Origin of the sequence: Actinobaculum sp. 313 (genome assembly GCF_003073475.1) — a bacterium.
Classification (GTDB): domain Bacteria; phylum Actinomycetota; class Actinomycetes; order Actinomycetales; family Actinomycetaceae; genus Asp313.
Genome location: NZ_CP029033.1, coordinates 1,171,377 through 1,189,045, shown reverse-complemented (window position 1 = coordinate 1,189,045; position 17,669 = coordinate 1,171,377). Strand labels below are relative to the sequence as shown.

At 60.4% G+C, this 17,669-nt stretch carries 14 protein-coding genes and 1 pseudogene; 3 read left to right on the top strand and 12 right to left on the bottom strand.

Annotation, left to right across the window (positions count from 1 at the left end):
• The 3 genes from DDD63_RS05105 to DDD63_RS05095 form a co-directional block, all read right to left on the bottom strand.
• Positions 1–1,239, bottom strand: coding sequence for a hypothetical protein (locus DDD63_RS05105; RefSeq protein WP_108715461.1), 1,239 nt, complete (start codon positions 1,237–1,239; stop codon positions 1–3).
• Entirely contained in the window at positions 1,236–1,859 is a 624-nt protein-coding gene (nadD, locus tag DDD63_RS05100) for a nicotinate-nucleotide adenylyltransferase (protein ID WP_240611467.1), read from the bottom strand. The genes DDD63_RS05105 and nadD overlap by 4 nt, the downstream gene beginning before the upstream one ends.
• Before the next feature lie 154 nt (positions 1,860–2,013).
• The gene (locus tag DDD63_RS05095) at positions 2,014–3,252 is read right to left on the bottom strand and encodes a glutamate-5-semialdehyde dehydrogenase (protein ID WP_240611466.1); all 1,239 of its coding nucleotides are present in this window, start codon (positions 3,250–3,252) and stop codon (positions 2,014–2,016) included.
• Positions 3,253–3,503: 251 nt separating this feature from the next.
• On the opposite strand from DDD63_RS05095, the gene trxA reads away from it, so the two are divergent.
• A complete protein-coding gene (trxA, locus tag DDD63_RS05090; RefSeq protein WP_108715459.1) occupies positions 3,504–3,884 on the top strand; it encodes a thioredoxin in 381 nt (126 codons plus the stop codon).
• A 338-nt stretch (positions 3,885–4,222) separates the two neighbouring features.
• Here the strand turns inward: trxA and DDD63_RS05085 are convergent, their stop codons facing one another.
• From DDD63_RS05085 to DDD63_RS05045, 9 genes and pseudogenes are all read right to left on the bottom strand, one after another.
• Positions 4,223–4,588, bottom strand: coding sequence for a hypothetical protein (locus DDD63_RS05085; RefSeq protein WP_125482443.1), 366 nt, complete (start codon positions 4,586–4,588; stop codon positions 4,223–4,225).
• Between the two features lie 186 nt (positions 4,589–4,774).
• Entirely contained in the window at positions 4,775–5,758 is a 984-nt protein-coding gene (locus DDD63_RS05080) for a hypothetical protein (RefSeq protein ID WP_125482442.1), read from the bottom strand.
• Between the two features lie 99 nt (positions 5,759–5,857).
• Positions 5,858–6,148 (bottom strand): hypothetical protein, encoded by a 291-nt coding sequence (locus tag DDD63_RS05075; RefSeq protein ID WP_108715456.1) that lies wholly within the window; start codon positions 6,146–6,148, stop codon positions 5,858–5,860.
• 218 nt (positions 6,149–6,366) lie between these two features.
• A complete protein-coding gene (locus tag DDD63_RS05070; protein WP_108715455.1) occupies positions 6,367–7,305 on the bottom strand; it encodes a hypothetical protein in 939 nt (312 codons plus the stop codon).
• A 396-nt stretch (positions 7,306–7,701) separates the two neighbouring features.
• Positions 7,702–8,814 (bottom strand): glutamate 5-kinase, encoded by a 1,113-nt coding sequence (gene proB, locus DDD63_RS05065; protein WP_346426234.1) that lies wholly within the window; start codon positions 8,812–8,814, stop codon positions 7,702–7,704.
• A gap of 185 nt (positions 8,815–8,999) precedes the next feature.
• Positions 9,000–10,515 (bottom strand): annotated as a pseudogene (gene obgE, locus DDD63_RS05060) (GTPase ObgE).
• 75 nt (positions 10,516–10,590) lie between these two features.
• Positions 10,591–10,848, bottom strand: coding sequence for a 50S ribosomal protein L27 (gene rpmA / locus DDD63_RS05055; protein WP_108715454.1), 258 nt, complete (start codon positions 10,846–10,848; stop codon positions 10,591–10,593).
• 64 nt (positions 10,849–10,912) lie between these two features.
• A complete protein-coding gene (gene rplU / locus DDD63_RS05050) occupies positions 10,913–11,227 on the bottom strand; it encodes a 50S ribosomal protein L21 (RefSeq protein WP_108715453.1) in 315 nt (104 codons plus the stop codon).
• 182 nt (positions 11,228–11,409) lie between these two features.
• A complete protein-coding gene (locus DDD63_RS05045; RefSeq protein ID WP_240611465.1) occupies positions 11,410–13,734 on the bottom strand; it encodes an Rne/Rng family ribonuclease in 2,325 nt (774 codons plus the stop codon).
• Positions 13,735–14,931: 1,197 nt separating this feature from the next.
• Between DDD63_RS05045 and DDD63_RS05040 the strand changes: the two genes are divergently transcribed.
• Together DDD63_RS05040 and cydB are read left to right on the top strand one after the other, a co-directional pair.
• Positions 14,932–16,398 carry a cytochrome ubiquinol oxidase subunit I gene (locus tag DDD63_RS05040; protein ID WP_108716657.1) on the top strand — a complete coding sequence of 489 codons (1,467 nt, stop codon included), beginning with the start codon at positions 14,932–14,934 and terminating at the stop codon, positions 16,396–16,398.
• A 33-nt stretch (positions 16,399–16,431) separates the two neighbouring features.
• Positions 16,432–17,592 (top strand): cytochrome d ubiquinol oxidase subunit II, encoded by a 1,161-nt coding sequence (gene cydB / locus DDD63_RS05035; RefSeq protein ID WP_108715451.1) that lies wholly within the window; start codon positions 16,432–16,434, stop codon positions 17,590–17,592.
• Positions 17,593–17,669 lie beyond the last annotated feature (77 nt).

The window sequence follows — 17,669 nt, the reverse complement described above, 5'->3', positions numbered from 1 at the left end:
CTACAGTCCGCAGAAGGCCGATACCAGGGAAGCCGGTGCGCGAAAGACCGCCCCGGCGTAGGTCACGGCATCGTTGATAATCAGCGAATCTCCCGCTCCTCTCAGATAGTGATACAGCCACCCCAGCAGGAGGCCAACAACTAACCCGCCGAGGATGAAAATCGCAACGATCAGCCAACCGCGCGGCCTTTCATCCTCATCATCGAAGTCGCTGTCTTCACCTACATACCTGTACGACGACGGCGCACCATAAGATTTCGCGTCCGATGCACTTGATGCACCGGGCGGATTGTAGGCCAGCTTGGCCTGCTCCAGAACCGCCGCTGGAGCCTGCGGCACGCCACTCGCGCCTGCCGTCTCACCGGTGTGTGGCCCCGAAGATGACCCTGTGGCCGGTACGTCGAGATCGGTATCGTCGCCTTTGGCGTGGTCACTGGCGCGATCCCGACCCGAGGCCGCGTCGCTTTCTCGGCCATCCGTCGCGGCCTCGGCAGCGTGAATGTCACCTGCCGTGCGCCCCTCCTGCTGCACGCGCTCCAAGAGGCGCTCCTGCAGGCTACGCGGGTCCTCGTCGTCCCAGTCATCGTCCTCGGGCAGCGGCGCCTCGTCTGCCGATGGGGCCGTACTAATAGCGGCTGCGGCAGCCCAGCGCCCCGGAGGCGCAAAGGGAGACACTGCCGGTTGGCTCATCTCCCCCGTATCCGCAATCTTCTCCTCGACTGCGGGCAATGAATCGAATGATGCGCCTTCGTCGGAGCTGAAACGATCAAAGACACTGCGACGGCCGGTTTCCTCGGCGGGTTGCACGGGGTCGTGAGCCGCTACCTCTTCAATTTGCTCTGATGTCTTCTGGCCTGGCGACTTCCGGTCGGCAGCGGCAAAGGGGTCTCCACCTGACCTACTTGGCTCGGTAGCTTGGGTCGGAAGTGGCCGTGGACGCCACGCGGATTCATCCTGACTGACCGGCGCGGTAGATGTAACACTCTCAGTCTTCTCATCGGCCCGCGCCGGAGATGTCGCGACGTCATCAGCGGTGGAGGCCTCTACCGCCTCCGCCTGCTGCCGCTGGGCGGCTTCCCTCTCTCTCATCTCCTTACGAGAAGGACGACGCAATTTAAGTTCCTGGGTGCGCGACAACCGCTCGGCAGACGCGATTCCCTCGGAGACCGGCTTCAGTAGACCGCGCTCGCGCATCTCCCGCCGGGATAGGCGCGGCGTTTCGGATGTCCCCTCGCTCATCCTTGCTCCTTCCCGACGCGACTCGCGCCGTTGGATACCTCTTGAGATATCGGCATGTCGCCCCGATACAAGCGGTATTTCGCAATGTACTGTACGACGCCGTCGGGCACCAGATACCAGATTGGTGCACCGGCGGCGACCCGCTTCCGACAATCCGTAGACGAAATCGCCATCGCGGGTACTTCTAAAAGGGTAATACCCTCCGGTGGCAATCCGGTGGTGGCGAGCCGATGACCTGGTCGTGTCACACCAATGAAATGAGCCATGCCCCACAGCTCATCGGAATCTTTCCACCGCAGAATGTCAGGGAGCACATCCGCGCCGGTAATGAAGTAGAACTCTGCATCGGGGTAGACCCGTCGCAAATCACGCAGCGTGTCGATGGTGTAGGTTGTGCCTTCGCGCTCAATATCCACGCGCGAGACGGAGAAACGCGAGTTGGAGGCGGTGGCGATAACGGTCATGAGGTAGCGATGCTCGGGCAGGGTCACCTTTTGATCGCGTTTAAAGGGTTGCCTGCCGGTAGGTACGAACACCACCTCATCAAGACCGAAAGTGTGCTGCACCTCGGAGGCCGCCACAAGGTGCCCATGATGAATTGGATCAAAGGTTCCGCCCATGATGCCAATACGCGTCCGACCGGAATGAGGTTTGACGGGAACCCGTACATTTTCGGCGACGGCGGCACGCGGGGTCGGCTGGCTGAGATCGCTCGAGTCTGCCGTGTGGCGCGGTTCACTTCCGCACGTCGACTGACGAGTATCCCCCGCCGACTCAGCTCCGGACATGTCCATCGCCCTCCACAATCCACGTGGTGGTCGTCAGTTCGCTGAGTCCCATCGGCCCGCGCGCGTGAAGCTTCTGCGTTGAAATGCCGATCTCCGCTCCGAGGCCAAGTTCACCCCCGTCGGTGAACCGCGTCGAGGCATTGATCATGATTGCGGCGCCGTCGATAGCATCAGTGAAGTACCGGATCGCCTCTACGTCTTGAGAAATGATGGCTTCGGTGTGCCCCGTCGAGTACCTGCGAATATGATCTACGGCTTCTTCTTCCGTCTCGACTACTCGCACTGCCATCTCAAGACCGAGGTATTCGGTGGCCCAGTCTTCCTCCATCGCCGGATTAACGACGACGTCGTCCGGTGCCAGCCGTACCGTCGCTTCGCAGCCATGCAGTACCACGTCGCGCGCGGCGAGTTCGCGCAGTGCCTGCGGAAGGAACTCTGCGGCCACGTCTCGATGCACAAGAAGGGACTCGGCCGCGTTGCAGACGCCAGGCCGATGGGTCTTGGCGTTAATGGTGATGGCGAGAGCCTTGTCCAATGCCGCTGCGCGGTCGACATACACGTGGCAGTTGCCCACACCGGTCTCAATGACCGGAACCAGCGACTCACGCACAACTGTTTGAATCAGCCCGCTGCCTCCACGCGGAATCACTAGGTCCACCAAGCCTCGCGCACGCATGAGCGCAACGGAGCCTTCCCGACCGAACTGATCGATGGTTTGCACCGAATCCGCATCCAACCCCGCATCCGCCACCGCGTTCCTCATGAGATCAACCAGGACCTCGTTCGTCTGCGCGGCCGCATGACCGCCGCGCAAGATCACCGCCGAACCGGCCTTAAGTGCGAGTGCGGCAGCATCAACGGTTACATTCGGGCGTGCCTCATAAATCATGCCGATAACACCCATGGGCACTCGCACCTGCCGAATTCGCAGCCCGTTGGGCAAGGTAGTTCCACGTACGACCTCGCCGATGGGATCGGGCAAGGTGGCCACATGCCGCGCGGCATCGGCTATCGCGTTGATTCGGTCTTCGCTGAGTAAAAGCCGGTCGAGAAGTGCATCTGAAAGCCCAGCCTCACGACCCTGTGCCATATCCCGCTCGTTTGCCGCGATAATCGCGCTCACATTAGCTTCCAGCGATGCCGCGATGGCCCGCAGGATCGCACTTTTGTCAGTCGACGTCGTCCCACGTAACGTCTGCGACGCAGTGCGAGCACGCCGGGCGATTGCCTCGACTCCTTGAACAGCCGCTGAATCATTGCCTATCACGGTTCTAGCCTACGGGTTTTTGACCGTCGCCGCCTATATTCGACACTGTCCCGCCGCTGCTCTGCCGACTCCCACCACACGTACATGCCATGGTTTCGCTACGAGTAAACGAGCAGGTGGAATACTCCCAGCAGTGCACTCGTTAGCGTAACTGGAACCAGTCAATTGGAACCTTGACCAGACCAGACGGTCCACGACGAAAGGTAGCTATGGCAACCGTTACGATCACCAAAGAGAACTTCGCCGACACTGTAAAGGAAGGAACAGTCCTCCTCGATTTCTGGGCCTCCTGGTGCAGGCCATGCCGCCAATTCGGCCCGATCTACGAGAAGTCTTCGGAGCAGCACACAGATCTAACCTTCGGAAAAGTTGATACCGAGGACCAGCAGGAGCTCACCGCCACATTCGGCATTAGCGCCATCCCCACGCTCATGGTGTTCCGTGACGGAATTCGCGTATTTGAACAGGCGGGTGCGCTACCCTCAGCGCAGCTTGAGAATCTGATTGAGCAGGTCGAGGCACTGGATATGGATGCAGTGCGCGCGAAGGTGGCGGAGATGGAGGCTGTTAGCGGGTCTGCCGAAGCCTGAGAGCGAGGCGACGTCGCAGGCACCTGCCGGTGAGTGCGCGGCAGCTGCGCCAGAGCGTGAAGCGCGTGCGACGAGGCTCGGCAAAGTGCGGTTCTCCATGCCGCGAAGGCCGCGCCTGAAGACCCCCGTCGCACGGCGCCTTGACACATACGGTCGGCGTCGAAGTACCGAAAGGGCCTCCGCACATCATTATGACGATGCGCGGAGGCCCTACCCTTTTGTCTCTTCGCACTTTCTGAGCGTCAAATGGTGAGGTGCTGTTACGCAGTGCACGATTGCGCCAGAAGACGCTTCATTGCGGGTGCACTCGTTCCGGCATCTTCATATCGTGTAACGCATCAGCCGACCGGGGGATCACTGGGCGGGTCGTCGCTTTGGCTCATCTTCGCGTCACACTGCTTCGCACTGCCCTCCGGCTTCTCGGTTTCCCCCGGCTTGCCGTCATCCTCCGGCTTCGCGTGGCGTAGCGTTGAGTCCGGGAAGAAGTAGTTGCCAACGCTCCCCCGCCGTGCAGGATGATCCTCACCCCGGAAAGGAGACCGCAACACGACGAAGACGAAACCGGTCACGATCAAGCTGGAGAGGATGAGCGTTGTCCGGCCCTGCCGGGCTGCAGTGCAAGCGACACGCAGCGATTGCTCCATGTCATCAGCCCGATCAGAATCGACACGGGATCTGGAACGTTCCAACGTATCAGTCCACATGATTTCTCCCGTACCGCCGTAGCCACTGTGAAGTTCAATCGAAAGCGAATCACACGCGACCGTTCCTGGGAAGATGTTCCACACTTCGACGGATGGCCTGGACCAAAACAACCACGAGGACAATGCGACAGTGATCGCGACCAGAGACCAACGAATAAGTGCGCGGAATGTTCGCATCTGCATTTCTCAAGGCCTCTCTCGCGTATCGCGCTCGTGCTCGTCATTCCAGGGATCAATGCCGCTTCCACCATCTAGGAAGCTGTCCAGTTCATCCCATCGCCTCTGCGCTTCAGAATCCCGGTCCACTATTGCTTGCACAGCCAACCTCAGGTCTTCCGCACCTTTTTCCACCTCCCAGGAGAGGTCACGCACTAACTCTTCCAACAGGATTCTCATTTCACCAAATGGTCCACTCGGTCCTTGCTCGCCAATACCAATATGCCCGTCCCGCAGCACCGCCATTTTCATGGAGACGCCGGGAATTCGATAGGCAATCCCCTTGAGTTCATCGGCGATCATCGGCATATAAGAGTTGGTGATCTCATTGACTAGCCCGCGCTCGACCTGAAGATCCTGGCTGCCGTTATTCTCGGTACGCTTGATCGTCAGATCAAAGGCACCTTTTCGTGAACGTATCGCCTCGAGATTGTAGAGCAGATTCGCCCGTACCTGTTCTTCAACTTCTATCAGTTCCGCATTGACCTGTGCCAAGGCCTTCTCGAACGCCACCATTGCTTCCTCATACACATACACCTCTTCGTCCAGCTCTTCAATTTCCTCCGCGAATGTCTTAACGACTTCGAGTCCCAGGCCGGTTAACGCCAGAATCGCAGTAGCTCCTGCCGAAGTGAAGGAGGAAACCGCCTTCAACGCCCAGTCCGCAACTCGCAATGCCATCTTGATGTCGCCATAGCTTTGAATTGCCGCCTTGTCGCATGCTGCCGTAGCCTGCTGAATTGCGTCAACCACGGAAGCCCGCGCCGCCTCGAAGGCACCTTTCTCAGCCGCAAGCGTCGCCGCCCATACAACTGCTATGTCGTGTTGCCCCATCATGGCCACTCCGAGTTGCGTCAAAAACTTGGTCTTGAAATCCTCGACCACATGGCCCGACATCGCATCAAGGTTTTCCGCCATGCCAGTGAGCCATCCGTCAATGGGACTTCGCCCCATGCTGTTACTACCAGTTCCGCCCGGTAGAGCACCGCACACCCCCTCTGCCTTGAGTTGTGCCGCCTTAATATCATCGGGATCTGGCAGATCCGTCCAGCCTTATAGCGCGTCGTCGATACGCGCCCGAATCTCCGCGAAATCATCAACGTACGAGAGACTGGATCTTGACGACGAGGTTTGTGTTGTGACACCTCCACCCTGGCCTGCTTCATTCGGACAAGTAACAGTCACCGTTTCGGGAACGGACACGACGCCGGGTATCGGCGTTCCTACCCGCGCATAATGCGCTCCGTCTCCCGAGATAATGAAGCCACGGTGGACCATATACGCGTCAATCGCCGCAAGTTTCAGTTTGCCGATGAGTTCGGGGAGATCATTGTAATCTGCCACGATGAGGACTCCCTTCTTCGGTGAGTTAGCTACCGTTGTTCACTCTACCGTAAGAACGGGCCCGATCCCAACCCAGGACAGAAGAACCTTGTTGTCAATGGCAGCTCAGGAGCCCCCGCAGGGATATCGCTCGAATCAGACGATGGTCCGGCCGGGCACAAATGTCACGACTCCCGCTGGCACCGCGATCCGAGGAATCCCTGCCTAGCCCCTGCGGTTCACTGTATGTCGGCTTCACCGCCACGGGCGCGGAGCAACGGCAGCACACCACGAATAACCGAGGCGAGGTCGGTAGGCACCGATGCCGGCAGGAAGATGATTCCGTCAGCCGCGCCAAGTCCGATCCATGACTCTGCCGCGTCCGCCACGTCGTACACCGTCCCCACAACATGCGCCTTCCCGGCAAAGACCGGGCTGCCCTCGATCGCCTCCACCAACAGCGCTCGCTCGTTTGCGGCGGAGATATTGCCAGAAATGATGATGCCGATCTCCACGAAGACGGGAAGTGATCGCCCCTGAGCGTACGCCGCCGAACGCAAGGCGAAGCGCGCCTCACGTGACTCGTGCGGATCGTTGGTCAGCAGACGTATCGAATCGGCATACTCGACCAGTTCCGCTAGATCGAGCTCGGTGAGATCCCGCACCGCGACTCGGATCATAATACGCAATCCTGCAGTACGGGCACGCTCCAATGGAGCGGCCAAAGCCGCCAAATCCGTGGTGCCATCCACGCTGATCTCCAGCGTGCTCGCGTCCTGACTAACAGCGGCCAACTCGCCAAGTGCTTTTTCAATTACCGTCGGGTCCGCTGGAACTTCTACTCCGATTGGCCCGACGCCGTGCTCAACCAGGCGAGCTGCGGTACGGACACCGTCCATACGACCGCCCCGACCATCGGACCGGGTCCGGAAGGACCGCGAGAGGGTCACAATATCGATGCCGCCCGAACTGGATGCGCTCGCGCAGGAGGCGAGACGCGGAAAATTAATGTGCTCCACTGGTAGGTCTGCACCCCAGGCGCTCAGTGACTCCCCCGACGGCGCCCCTAACAAAGTGAGATCAATGCCGATGACGGCGTCAGTGACACGCTCTTCGGCTCGCTGCTGGGCACTGGTCTTGCTGCTTGTACTCTCAATGGTTGTTAACTGGATAGTCATTGTCGTTGTTCATCCATTCACGACGTAAAACCGGATCTCCGGCTCGAAAAACAAAACGTGTGGCGCTCGTAGCGCTAGGAGGAAAGTGGCTGTATGCCGGCGTCGGGTTCACCGACACATTCGACAATGCTTATAGAAGGCACGGTTGAAGCGCATGAACGAACATAGAGCTACGGTCTTTGTGGCTGTATTTCGCGTTGTTGTCATGGCTTTTCGTCCCTTCGGCACATAGTGCTGAGTTTTGGCCCGCTCGTGACGGGGCATGCCCGAATCCCGGGCACGCGTCTAGACTAAACGCATTGGCGTCCGCATGGCAAGACGAATGCCCGCGAAGTGGACGTTCTCACGATTGTGGAGTGCCTATTTTCCAAGGCAGCGAGGGGATTGTATGCTCTGTCACTTCCGTTTGATGCGCACGAGATCGTTGACGTGAACAGCGGGGCGCATGCCCCGTGCCTCCGTCTTATCGCCAGCCAGGCGCATGAGCTCCTCGGACGCGAACCCGCTCAAGCCACGCGCCACTGGTTGCCCGCCGAGCTCCACGATCTCCACCAGGTCACCGGGCGCGAACTTTCCAGCCACCGCAGTCACGCCAACAGGTAGCAGCGAGGCTCCACCTTTCCGCAGCGCCGTAGCTGCACCAGCATCGACAATAATCTGGCCACGCACCAGCGCCGCATGTTCCAGCCACAGCCGCCGCGCCGACGACCGCTTCCCCCTGATCGGGAACCAGGTGCCGACCTCTTCTCCCGCAAGCGCCGCCGCCAGATTCTCCGCACTGGTCAGCAGCACCGGCACTCCCCCGGAACAAGCCAGCCCCGCTGCATCCACCTTGGTCCGCATGCCTCCGGTGCCGATATCGGAGCCACGCCCGGTGATCTCCAGCTGATCCAACATGTCTGTCGAGGTCACCTCGCTGATGCGTTGGGCGCCCTTAACCCGCGGCGGCGCGGTGTACAGGCCGTCGACGTCGGTCAAGAAAATCAATGCGTCCGCCGCTACCAGGTGTGATACCAGTGCAGCGAGGCGATCATTGTCACCGAATCGCAACTCATCGGTGACAACGGCATCGTTCTCATTCACGATGGGGATGACACCCAAGGCCAGCAACGACGACAGCGCGTTTTGTACATTCGCGTAGTGTCGTCGATTCACAACATCGGTGGCGGTCAGGAGCACTTGTCCAACGGTGATGTCGGCCTTGGCGAACTCTGCCGCGTAGCGTGCCATTAGCCTGGACTGCCCCACCATTGCCGCCGCTTGGTGGGTACTGATATCCCTCGGACGTCCGGACAGCCCCAGTGGTCCAATGCCTAACGATGTCGCCCCGGATGAGATGAGAACAACCTGTTGTCCGCGCCCGTGCGCCTCGGACAGTGTTTCCGATAGGCGGACCAATGCGACGTTGTTCAAGGTGCCGTCAGGCATCGTCAGTGACGATGACCCGATTTTTACCACAATTCGCGGCACCTGGCCCAACATGGCACGATTGACAAGCGGCGACTTCACGCCCTCTATCGTGCCACTTTTTTGCCGCAGGACCGATGCCGCGCCGCCGAATGGACCCGCACGGGCCCTACATACGCCAAGTTCGTGGACATCACACGGGGCGGAGCGTCCCGCTCGGCCGAGACCATGCCAACCCTCCGGTTGATAGGACTGCGCCGAGCGACGTCGTCGCCCTCAGTCGCACCTCACTCTTGTGCCGGATCGGTCCACAGGCCCGCCTCCCGATCAGTCCACAACTCCTCGCGCGCTGCGGCCTTCGCATCCATACGGTCGTGATAGGCCGCCTTTCTATCGCGCCGGGATGGACGTGCTCCTTCCTCGAGGCGCATATCCGTGCCACGTGGTCCCAGCAGTTCGGCACCCGTTGCCATGGTCGGTTCCCAATCGAAGATATAGCCGCCGTCTTCCGGCCCGATCACCACCATCGCACCGGGCATCGCGCCGGCCTTCAGCAGCGCATCTTCAATGCCAATCCCGTTGAGCCGATCCGCCAAATAACCCACAGCTTCGTCGTTGTCGAAGTCGGTCTGCCGCACCCATCGCTCAGGCTTCGCGCCGCGCACCAGGAAGAAGTCTTCGCCGCCATGTGACCGGCGCGAGACCGTGAACGGTGCATCGTCGTGCCGGGGCGCAGGACGATACGTGGCAGTTCCTGCGGCGCGGGGATCGCGGCCCTCTCCGTCTCCACCACGGATGCCAACTTGAAGGCGAGCGGCTGCAAGCCCTCATGCGAAACCGCCGACACTTCTACTACCTCCAGGCCGCGCTCCTCGATGGACTCACGCACGAATTCGGCGAGTTCACGTGCCTCCTGCACATCGATTTTGTTGAGAACAACCAAACGAGGGCGCTCCATGAGCGGCTTACGTCCCTCGGCGGGCGGTAGTTCCTGCGCGTACGCGGCCAGCTCGGCCTCGATAAGATCCATATCGGAAAGTGGGTCCCGGCCCGGCTCCAGCGTCGCGCAGTCGAGAACGTGCACAATCACCGTGCACCGCTCAATATGCCGGAGGAACTCCAAGCCAAGCCCTTTGCCTTCCGATGCGCCCGGAATCAGGCCCGGCACATCTGCCATAGTGAAGCGTGACTCGCCCGCCTGCACCACGCCAAGATTCGGCACAAGAGTGGTGAACGGGTAGTCGGCGATCTTTGGACGGGCCGCACTCATCGCCGCAATCAGCGAGGATTTGCCGGCACTTGGAAAACCGACAAGAGCAACATCGGCCACAGACTTGAGCTCAAGCACGATGTCGCGTTGTTCGCCCTCATCGCCCAATAACGCGAAACCGGGGGCCTTACGTTTAGGCGAGGCCAGGGCCGCGTTCCCGAGGCCACCCATACCGCCATGGGCGGCAACATAACGGTCTCCCGGCAGTTCCAGGTCAGCCAGGATGTCGCCTTCTGCATTCTTGACCACGGTGCCCGGGGAACGCGCAGCACCAGATCGTCGCCATGCCGCCCGGCGCGCATACCACCCGCCCCCGGTGTGCCCGACTGCGCGCGCTGATGCGGTGCACGGTGATACTCCAACAGCGTCGTCACCTGCGGATCCGCCTGTACGACGACGTCGCCGCCATGGCCACCGTTGGCTCCATCAGGCCCACCGAGCGGCTTGAACTTCTCCCGCCGCACCGAGGCGCATCCATGACCGCCATTGCCCGCAGCTACATGCACAACGACTTGATCAACAAAACTCGCCATATTCGTGTCCTCCCGCCCACAACACAACAAAAGGGCGGAAGGTTATCCCTCCCGCCCCTTCAGGAAGCTGATGTCTCAGGCCTCGGCAGTAACGACGTCGACAACCTTGCGGTCGCGCCGCACACCGAAGGAAACATGACCGGCAGCCAAAGCGAACAGGGTATCATCCTTGCCACGGCCTACGTTTACACCGGGGTGGAAGTGGGTGCCGCGCTGACGCACGAGAATCTCGCCGGCCTTCACGGCCTGACCGCCGTACCGCTTGACACCCAGACGCTGTGCGTTCGAGTCGCGCCCGTTGCGGGAGGAACTTGCGCCCTTCTTATGTGCCATTGTTCTGACCTCTAATTCTTCTTTATCAACGAGACCCGGGCAGGGAACCAGAGCCTCGTAATCGTCACTTGATATCGGTGATCTTCAGACGGGTCAGCTTCTGGCGATGACCCTGCCGCTTACGATAACCAGTCTTGTTCTTGTACTTGACGATGGAGATCTTCGGCCCGGCCTCGTCGCGAACGATCTCGGCAGTCACCTTCGCCGAAATGCCGTCAGCAGCCGTGGTGACCTTGTCACCGTCAACGAGCATAATGGGTTCCAGCTCGACTGTATCACCGACCTGGCCGTCCATCTTGTTCACGACGACGACGGATCCGACGGACACCTTTTCCTGTCGACCGCCAGCCTTCACGATCGCGTACACCACGTTGCTCATCCTCTGTCGGTTCAATTGCTCGCGCGGAAGCGCGGAGCGCTAACGATTACCGGCACCCGTGGGCGCCGAGTTTCTATATTACGGGCAGCGGGCAGCGGGCAGCAAGTCTGCCAGACCCTCCACACGCCGATTTCGTATGGGGTTCACCACGCCGACACTAGCGTCGGCGAAGAACTCCACTATCACTTGGCGGGAAAACTGAGAATTGCAGCCGTACCCGCGCCGGGGGTAATTGTTCCTGCCGAAGAGACCCGGTGGGTCTTGCTCTTCTTTCGAGCCGTCGACTTCGGTTCTGACGGCTGCGGTTGAACTTCACCCGCATCGGCGGCCTTGGTCGCCTGCTCCTGCGGCGGAGCTTCCTGCGCCTCGGACTTGGATGACTCTGCCTCAGGCGCCGAATCCTTCTTCACCGCACTCGATGCAGACGGCGGTACGGATGCCGTACCAGCATCTTCTTCCTTGGCCTCGGCCTCGCGATGGTGGGAGGCGGCAGCGGCAATGGAATTCAGGGCAGCCTTGACATCGCTGTGCTTCTCATCCGGCGTTCCGGATGTCCGCGCACCGGCGCCAACTGCGCGCTGCTCCACTCGACCGCGCGTCTTACGACGTGCGAAACCGCCGTCACGCAGGCCTGCCGGCTGCTCCACCGGATGGGTATGAGTGATAAAGCCACGACCCTCGCAGGCCTCGCAGGTCGTCGAAAAAGCCTCCACGAGCCCTTGACCCACGCGCTTCCTCGTCATCTGCACCAGGCCCAGGGAGGTGACCTCGGCAACCTGGTGACGAGTCCGATCCCTGCCCAGACATTCGACAAGGCGCCGCAGCACCAACTCGCGGTTGGATTCCAGCACCATATCGATGAAGTCGATGACGATGATTCCCCCGATGTCCCGCAGGCGTAGCTGGCGAACGATCTCCTCGGCCGCTTCGAGGTTGTTACGCGTGACCGTCTCTTCGAGAGTGCCGCCACTACCCGTGAATTTACCGGTGTTGACATCGATAACCGTCATCGCCTCGGTACGGTCGATCACCAACGTACCGCCCGACGGCAGCCATACCTTGCGATCAAAAGCCTTCGCCAACTGCTCATCCACACGATGTTCGGCGAAGATATCGTCCGGGCTCGTCCAATGTTGCAGGCGGTCCACCAGTTCGGGAGACAACTCCCCCACATAATCGCTGATGGTCTGCCATGCGTCGCGGCCCTGCACCTTCAAAGCAGCGAAATCTTCGTTGAAGATATCGCGAACAACGCGCACGGCTAGTTCCGGCTCGCCCTTCAACAGCATCGGCGCGGCCTTTGTGTTCTTCGCCTTGGCCTGGATGTCTTCCCAGGTCTTCGTCAAACGCTCCACATCGGCGCGCAACTGCTCTTCGGTGGCGCCTTCCGCCGCGGTGCGCACAATGACGCCGTGTTCTTCCGGCACGATCTGCCGCAGTAGCCGCTTCAGGCGATGACGTTCCTTATCCGGAAGCTTCCTGGAAATGCCGGTCATCGCGCCCGACGGAACGAGAACAAGATGCCTTCCGGCCAGGGTGATCTGTGCTGTCAGTCGCGCACCCTTATGCCCGATCGGATCCTTCGTCACTTGCACCATAACGGTATCGCCGGATTTCAGTGCCTGTTCGATCCGTCGCGGCTTCCCTTCCATGCCCGCGGCTTCCCAGTTGACTTCACCGGCGTAGAGAACGGCGTTGCGCCCCTTGCCAATATCAACGAAAGCCGCCTCCATGGACGGTAGTACGTTCTGGATGCGCCCGAGGTACACATTGCCCACCATGGAAACCTGGGTGTGGCGAGCAACGTAGTGCTCCACGAGAATGTCATCCTCGAGCACCGCAATCTGGTTCAAGCCGTCCTGCTCACGTACGAGCATCTCACGTTTCACCGATTCACGCCGGGCCAGATACTCAGACTCGGTGATCACATGCCGACGTCGTCCAGCCTCACGGCCTTCTTTACGACGCTGCCGCTTGGCCTCCAGACGAGTGGAGCCCTTCAGGGCCGTGACCTCGTCGCCGTTCTCACCATTCGCCCGGCGACGCCGCCGACGACGCGTCGTTGTCGAATCTGCATCATCGGCCTCAGTCTGCTCCGCTGCGGCGTTCGTCGCCTCCGTCGTCCTTTTCTCTTCGTTCGTTTCCTCTGTCCGACGGCGGCCGCGTGTGCCGCGCCGACGACGCCGCGCTTCGCGAGTGGCAGAAGCAGCCTCTGCGGGCGTCGGGGCCGAATCGGTGCTTCCCACACTCGGCGAACTGTGTGCGCTGGACTCCTCGGTGATGACATCCTTTTCGTTACCACGGCGCGTGTGGTTGTCGGTCTTGTCGGCCGAGGCCGCGCTCCGGCTTCCGCGGGTCCGCTTACGTGTTGCGGGCGTGACACTATCGTCGTCGGTGGTTGATGCCGCTGTATTACTACGGCTACTGCCCCGCCGTCGTGAGATGCGAGTCTCCGGCTCGCGGAAGAGACTCGACGTGTCCGGCTCTTGGAACAAAAGCGCCGTCATACCCACAGGTTCCACACCGCTATCTGTAGGCCCTGAGCTCACGACGGCGTCCGTATCGGCAGCGCCGTCTGGAGTGCGGGCGTGCTCCGCAGCGGATGCCGACTTACGTTTGGAGCTACCCCGCGGCGGAATCGCATCAAGATCAATTCCAAAGTCGGCAAGCGGCTCACCCGCTACTTTGGCTGCCCGCGAAGTCCTCGCCGGTGCGCGTTCTTCCAACGCGGCCAATGACGCCGCCACCGCGCTGGATGCATCTTCGCTGACAACGTCGCCCGCTGCCTTCTTCCGCGCACGAGCGCGAGTTGACTTCTTAGCTGCGCCTCGCGCACCCGGTTCGCCACCTTCCTCGCGCTCGTACACCTGGGCCGCCGCATCAACCGGGTTCTCACCCGTATCTTGATCTTCGGTCACCCGCGGCGTTCTAGCGCTTCGAATTCTTGCCGTTGACTTGCGCGCAGTGCTTCGCGTTTTCGGCGTGGCATTCGTTTCAGCGCCCGGCTCTTCCGGTGAGCCTGCATCTGGAACGGACTCGGATGCCGACGCACGGCCGACCTTTTTCCTCGTTCCTGTCGCGGTTTTCTTTTTTGTAGTCGCAGCCCGTGCCGCAGTATTCTCCTTCGCGGACGTCTCTTCCACGTTTTCGTCACCAACGCGCGCGATATCGTCCGACGTTGTGGCTTTGTCAGCCATGCGTGTATGCACTCTCCCGTCTACCCGCGGGCGTCCGCATCCCAACGCCTCAGGCAGACCCGTTGTCACGGCCCATAGCCGCGGAAGCTCAAATACCCCCGAACCGATATCCGGCACCGGCGGCGGCGCTTAAGTGTTTACGGCGCACAGTCGCGCGGATCAGCGGTCGGGTTGCCGAGTTGATGCGCATGTGCTCGGCTCCGCGTATATTGTGGCACACCTGAGGCATCCTCCCAAGGATTACATCCCGGATGCATGTCACATTTCCACGCTTCCAGTTACCGGACTCACAGCGCACCCACCCCAACGCTCATAGCGGGCGCCGCTGTGGGCCAACACCGGCAGCCGCCGCGATTTGTACCACATGCACCCCAGAGCCTGCTAAAGTACAAGCACACAATCTGTAACGTCTCAAGTTTTCTCTGGTGGCGGCGAAGGTTCCACGGCCTCGCTGTGAACACGCCTCCACACGCCTTCGACACACTCAATTCGCTGGGGGGATGCGCAGTGGAAGCTCTTGACCTTGCACGGTGGCAATTCGGCATTACTACCGTCTACCACTTTCTGCAGGTACCGTTGACCATCGGACTGTCGATCCTCGTCGCCATCCTGCAAACCAAGACGCGGCGCTCCGCGAATCCCGCATTGGCTCGGATGACGGATTTCTTCGGCAAGCTCCTGTTGATCACCTTCGCGCTGGGCGTTGCCACAGGCATCGTGCAGGAATTCCAGTTCGGCATGAACTGGTCCGAATATTCGATTTTCGTCGGCGACATTTTTGGCGCGCCTCTTGCCTTTGAGGCCCTACTCGCATTCTTCCTCGAGTCCACATTCCTCGGACTGTGGATTTTCGGCAAGAACCGCCTATCGCCACGCCTGCACAATCTAAGTATCTGGCTCTTCGCCATCGGTACCGTGCTTTCCGCATTCTTCATCCTCTCGGCCAACTCCTTCATGCAGAATCCGACCGGCGCCGTCGTCAATCCGGAGACCGGCCGCGCCGAATTGGATGGCATGGGTGGATTCCTCCACGTTCTGTTTAACAAGACATCCCTGCTGACCTTTGCCCACACGATCTCCGGCGCTTTCCTTGTTGCCGGAACGCTAGTTGCCGGCATGTCATTCTGGTGGATGGCACGTTCGGTCCGGCTCACGGGAAGTGATGACGAAGCTCGCACAGCCTGGCGACCCACCGCAAGACTCGGACTCGTCACGATGCTCATCGCCTCACTCGGCGCTATCGGATCGGGGCATTTCATCGGTCAGCATATCGCCGAAATCCAACCTGCTAAGGCCTCCGCCATGATGGGAGTATGTGAATCCGGCGAAAGCCACAAGTTCGTCATCGTAATGTGGACGACTGACTGCGACGGCGCGCAACTTACGGCCCCGATACCCGGACTCGAATCATTCATGGCCACGAACCACTTCTCCGGCCCGGAATCCTTCATTCCCAGCCTTGATGACGTCAATACCGAGTTGCAGGAGAAGTACGCGGACATCTACGGCGACGACGTCGACTACCGGCCAAATCTGACGGTCACCTTCTGGTCATTCCGCATCATGATGGGAATCGGTTTCCTGTGCCTCGCACTGGCTCTGGCCGGGCTGTATTCGCTACGGGAAAACCGTTTGCTTCGATCAGAAAAATGGGGCCGATTCTGGCTCTGGATGATACCGATGCCTTTCCTGGGCAACTCCTTCGGCTGGATTCTCACCGAGATGGGCCGTCAGCCATGGGTGGTCAACCCCGGCGATAACGGCGTCATGCTCATGACCTCTCTCGGAGTGTCCAACTCGGTAAGCGCCACCACGGTTATTTTCTCAATGGCTCTGTTCACCCTTGTGTACACCGGGCTCGGAGTCATCTGGGTGTTACTTCTGCGCCGCTACGCGCTGGAGGGCGTCAATCCGAAGAAGGAAGAGGTCCACCACGATGAAGACACCGACGCTCCGATGAGTTTCGTCTACTAGAACAGCACTGCCGCGACCTGACAGGAGGTATCCGTGGAACCCACGACTATCCAACTTCTCTGGTTCATTCTTATCGCCGTCCTGTGGATCGGATACTTCGCACTCGAAGGATTCGACTTCGGAGTCGGCATGCTCCTGAAGCTCCTGCCGCGCAATGAAAAGGAGCGGCGCGTGGCACTGACCTCAATCGGTCCGCATTGGGATGGCAACGAGGTCTGGCTGCTCACTGCCGGCGGTGCAACCTTCGCAGCATTTCCCGCCTGGTATGCCCTGCTGTTCTCCGGCATGTACATCCCGCTGGCGCTTATTCTCATCCTTCTCATCCTGCGTATCTGCTCCCTCGAGTGGCGGAAGACCATCAACACGCAACGTTGGCGTAGTACCTGGGATACGCTCCATACCGTGGCCGCCTGGCTCGTGCCATTCCTCTGGGGCGTCGCCTTCGCGAACTTTGTGCAGGGCATGCATATCGAAGTCGGCACCTACGAGAGCGGCACCTTCATCCCGGTGCCTGCTGATCAACTGAGCGCCGCCAACTACGCCGATGCGCACCACTATCTCACCGGCGGTTTCTTCTCGCTGTTGACTCCTTTCACCCTGCTCGGTGGAGTCGTTTTTGTGGCTCTCTTCCTCTCGCACGGCGCACTTTTCCTCGCGCTGAAGACAAGCGGCGAGATGCACACCCGCGCCCTGCGCCTGGCGCGCAGGAGCGTTCCGGCCAGCGCCACGCTCGCCGTTATCTGGGCACTTATCGCACAGTTCTCTCACGCGGCTAACTCCACGGCCTCAGCGGCCGTACTGCTACTCGGCATAGCTTGTATCGCCTGTGCAGTATTCATGACGTGGCGCGACATCGAAATGCCCGCATTCTTGACCCATTTCGTCGCCATCGCCCTCCTCGTCGTATTCATCTGGACGGCGATCTATCCGTCGGTCATGAAATCGTCCGTCGATCCGGCATACTCCTTGCACCTCGTACAAGCCTCTGCGACGGCGCCCACACAGACCATCATGACCATTGCCGCACTCGTCTTCGTTCCCATTGTTCTCGGCTACACGGCATGGGGCTACTGGGTATTCCGACGGCGGATCTCCGTCGCGCAGGTGCCCGACGAAGCCGCCGGGCTCGACCCGCGGAACATCCGCCGCTTTGCGGCCAGCGGCTCCACGGCTTTTCCGGACGACAAGCAGTGAGACACCTACTGCCCCACGGACTCACAACCGTACACATACCAGGAGACCAATACCTCCAAAACGCATAGAATCCGAAA

Coding starts and splice junctions, on each gene's coding strand:
- DDD63_RS05080 (WP_125482442.1), bottom strand. CDS start 5,758: ATGGGGCGAAGTCCCATTGACGGATGGCTCACTGGCATGGCGGAAAAC.
- nadD (WP_240611467.1), bottom strand. CDS start 1,859: ATGGGCGGAACCTTTGATCCAATTCATCATGGGCACCTTGTGGCGGCC.
- DDD63_RS05045 (WP_240611465.1), bottom strand. CDS start 13,734: ATGACGGCGCTTTTGTTCCAAGAGCCGGACACGTCGAGTCTCTTCCGC.
- DDD63_RS05070 (WP_108715455.1), bottom strand. CDS start 7,305: ATGACTATCCAGTTAACAACCATTGAGAGTACAAGCAGCAAGACCAGT.
- rpmA (WP_108715454.1), bottom strand. CDS start 10,848: ATGGCACATAAGAAGGGCGCAAGTTCCTCCCGCAACGGGCGCGACTCG.
- DDD63_RS05085 (WP_125482443.1), bottom strand. CDS start 4,588: ATGTGGACTGATACGTTGGAACGTTCCAGATCCCGTGTCGATTCTGAT.
- rplU (WP_108715453.1), bottom strand. CDS start 11,227: ATGAGCAACGTGGTGTACGCGATCGTGAAGGCTGGCGGTCGACAGGAA.
- trxA (WP_108715459.1), top strand. CDS start 3,504: ATGGCAACCGTTACGATCACCAAAGAGAACTTCGCCGACACTGTAAAG.
- DDD63_RS05105 (WP_108715461.1), bottom strand. CDS start 1,239: ATGAGCGAGGGGACATCCGAAACGCCGCGCCTATCCCGGCGGGAGATG.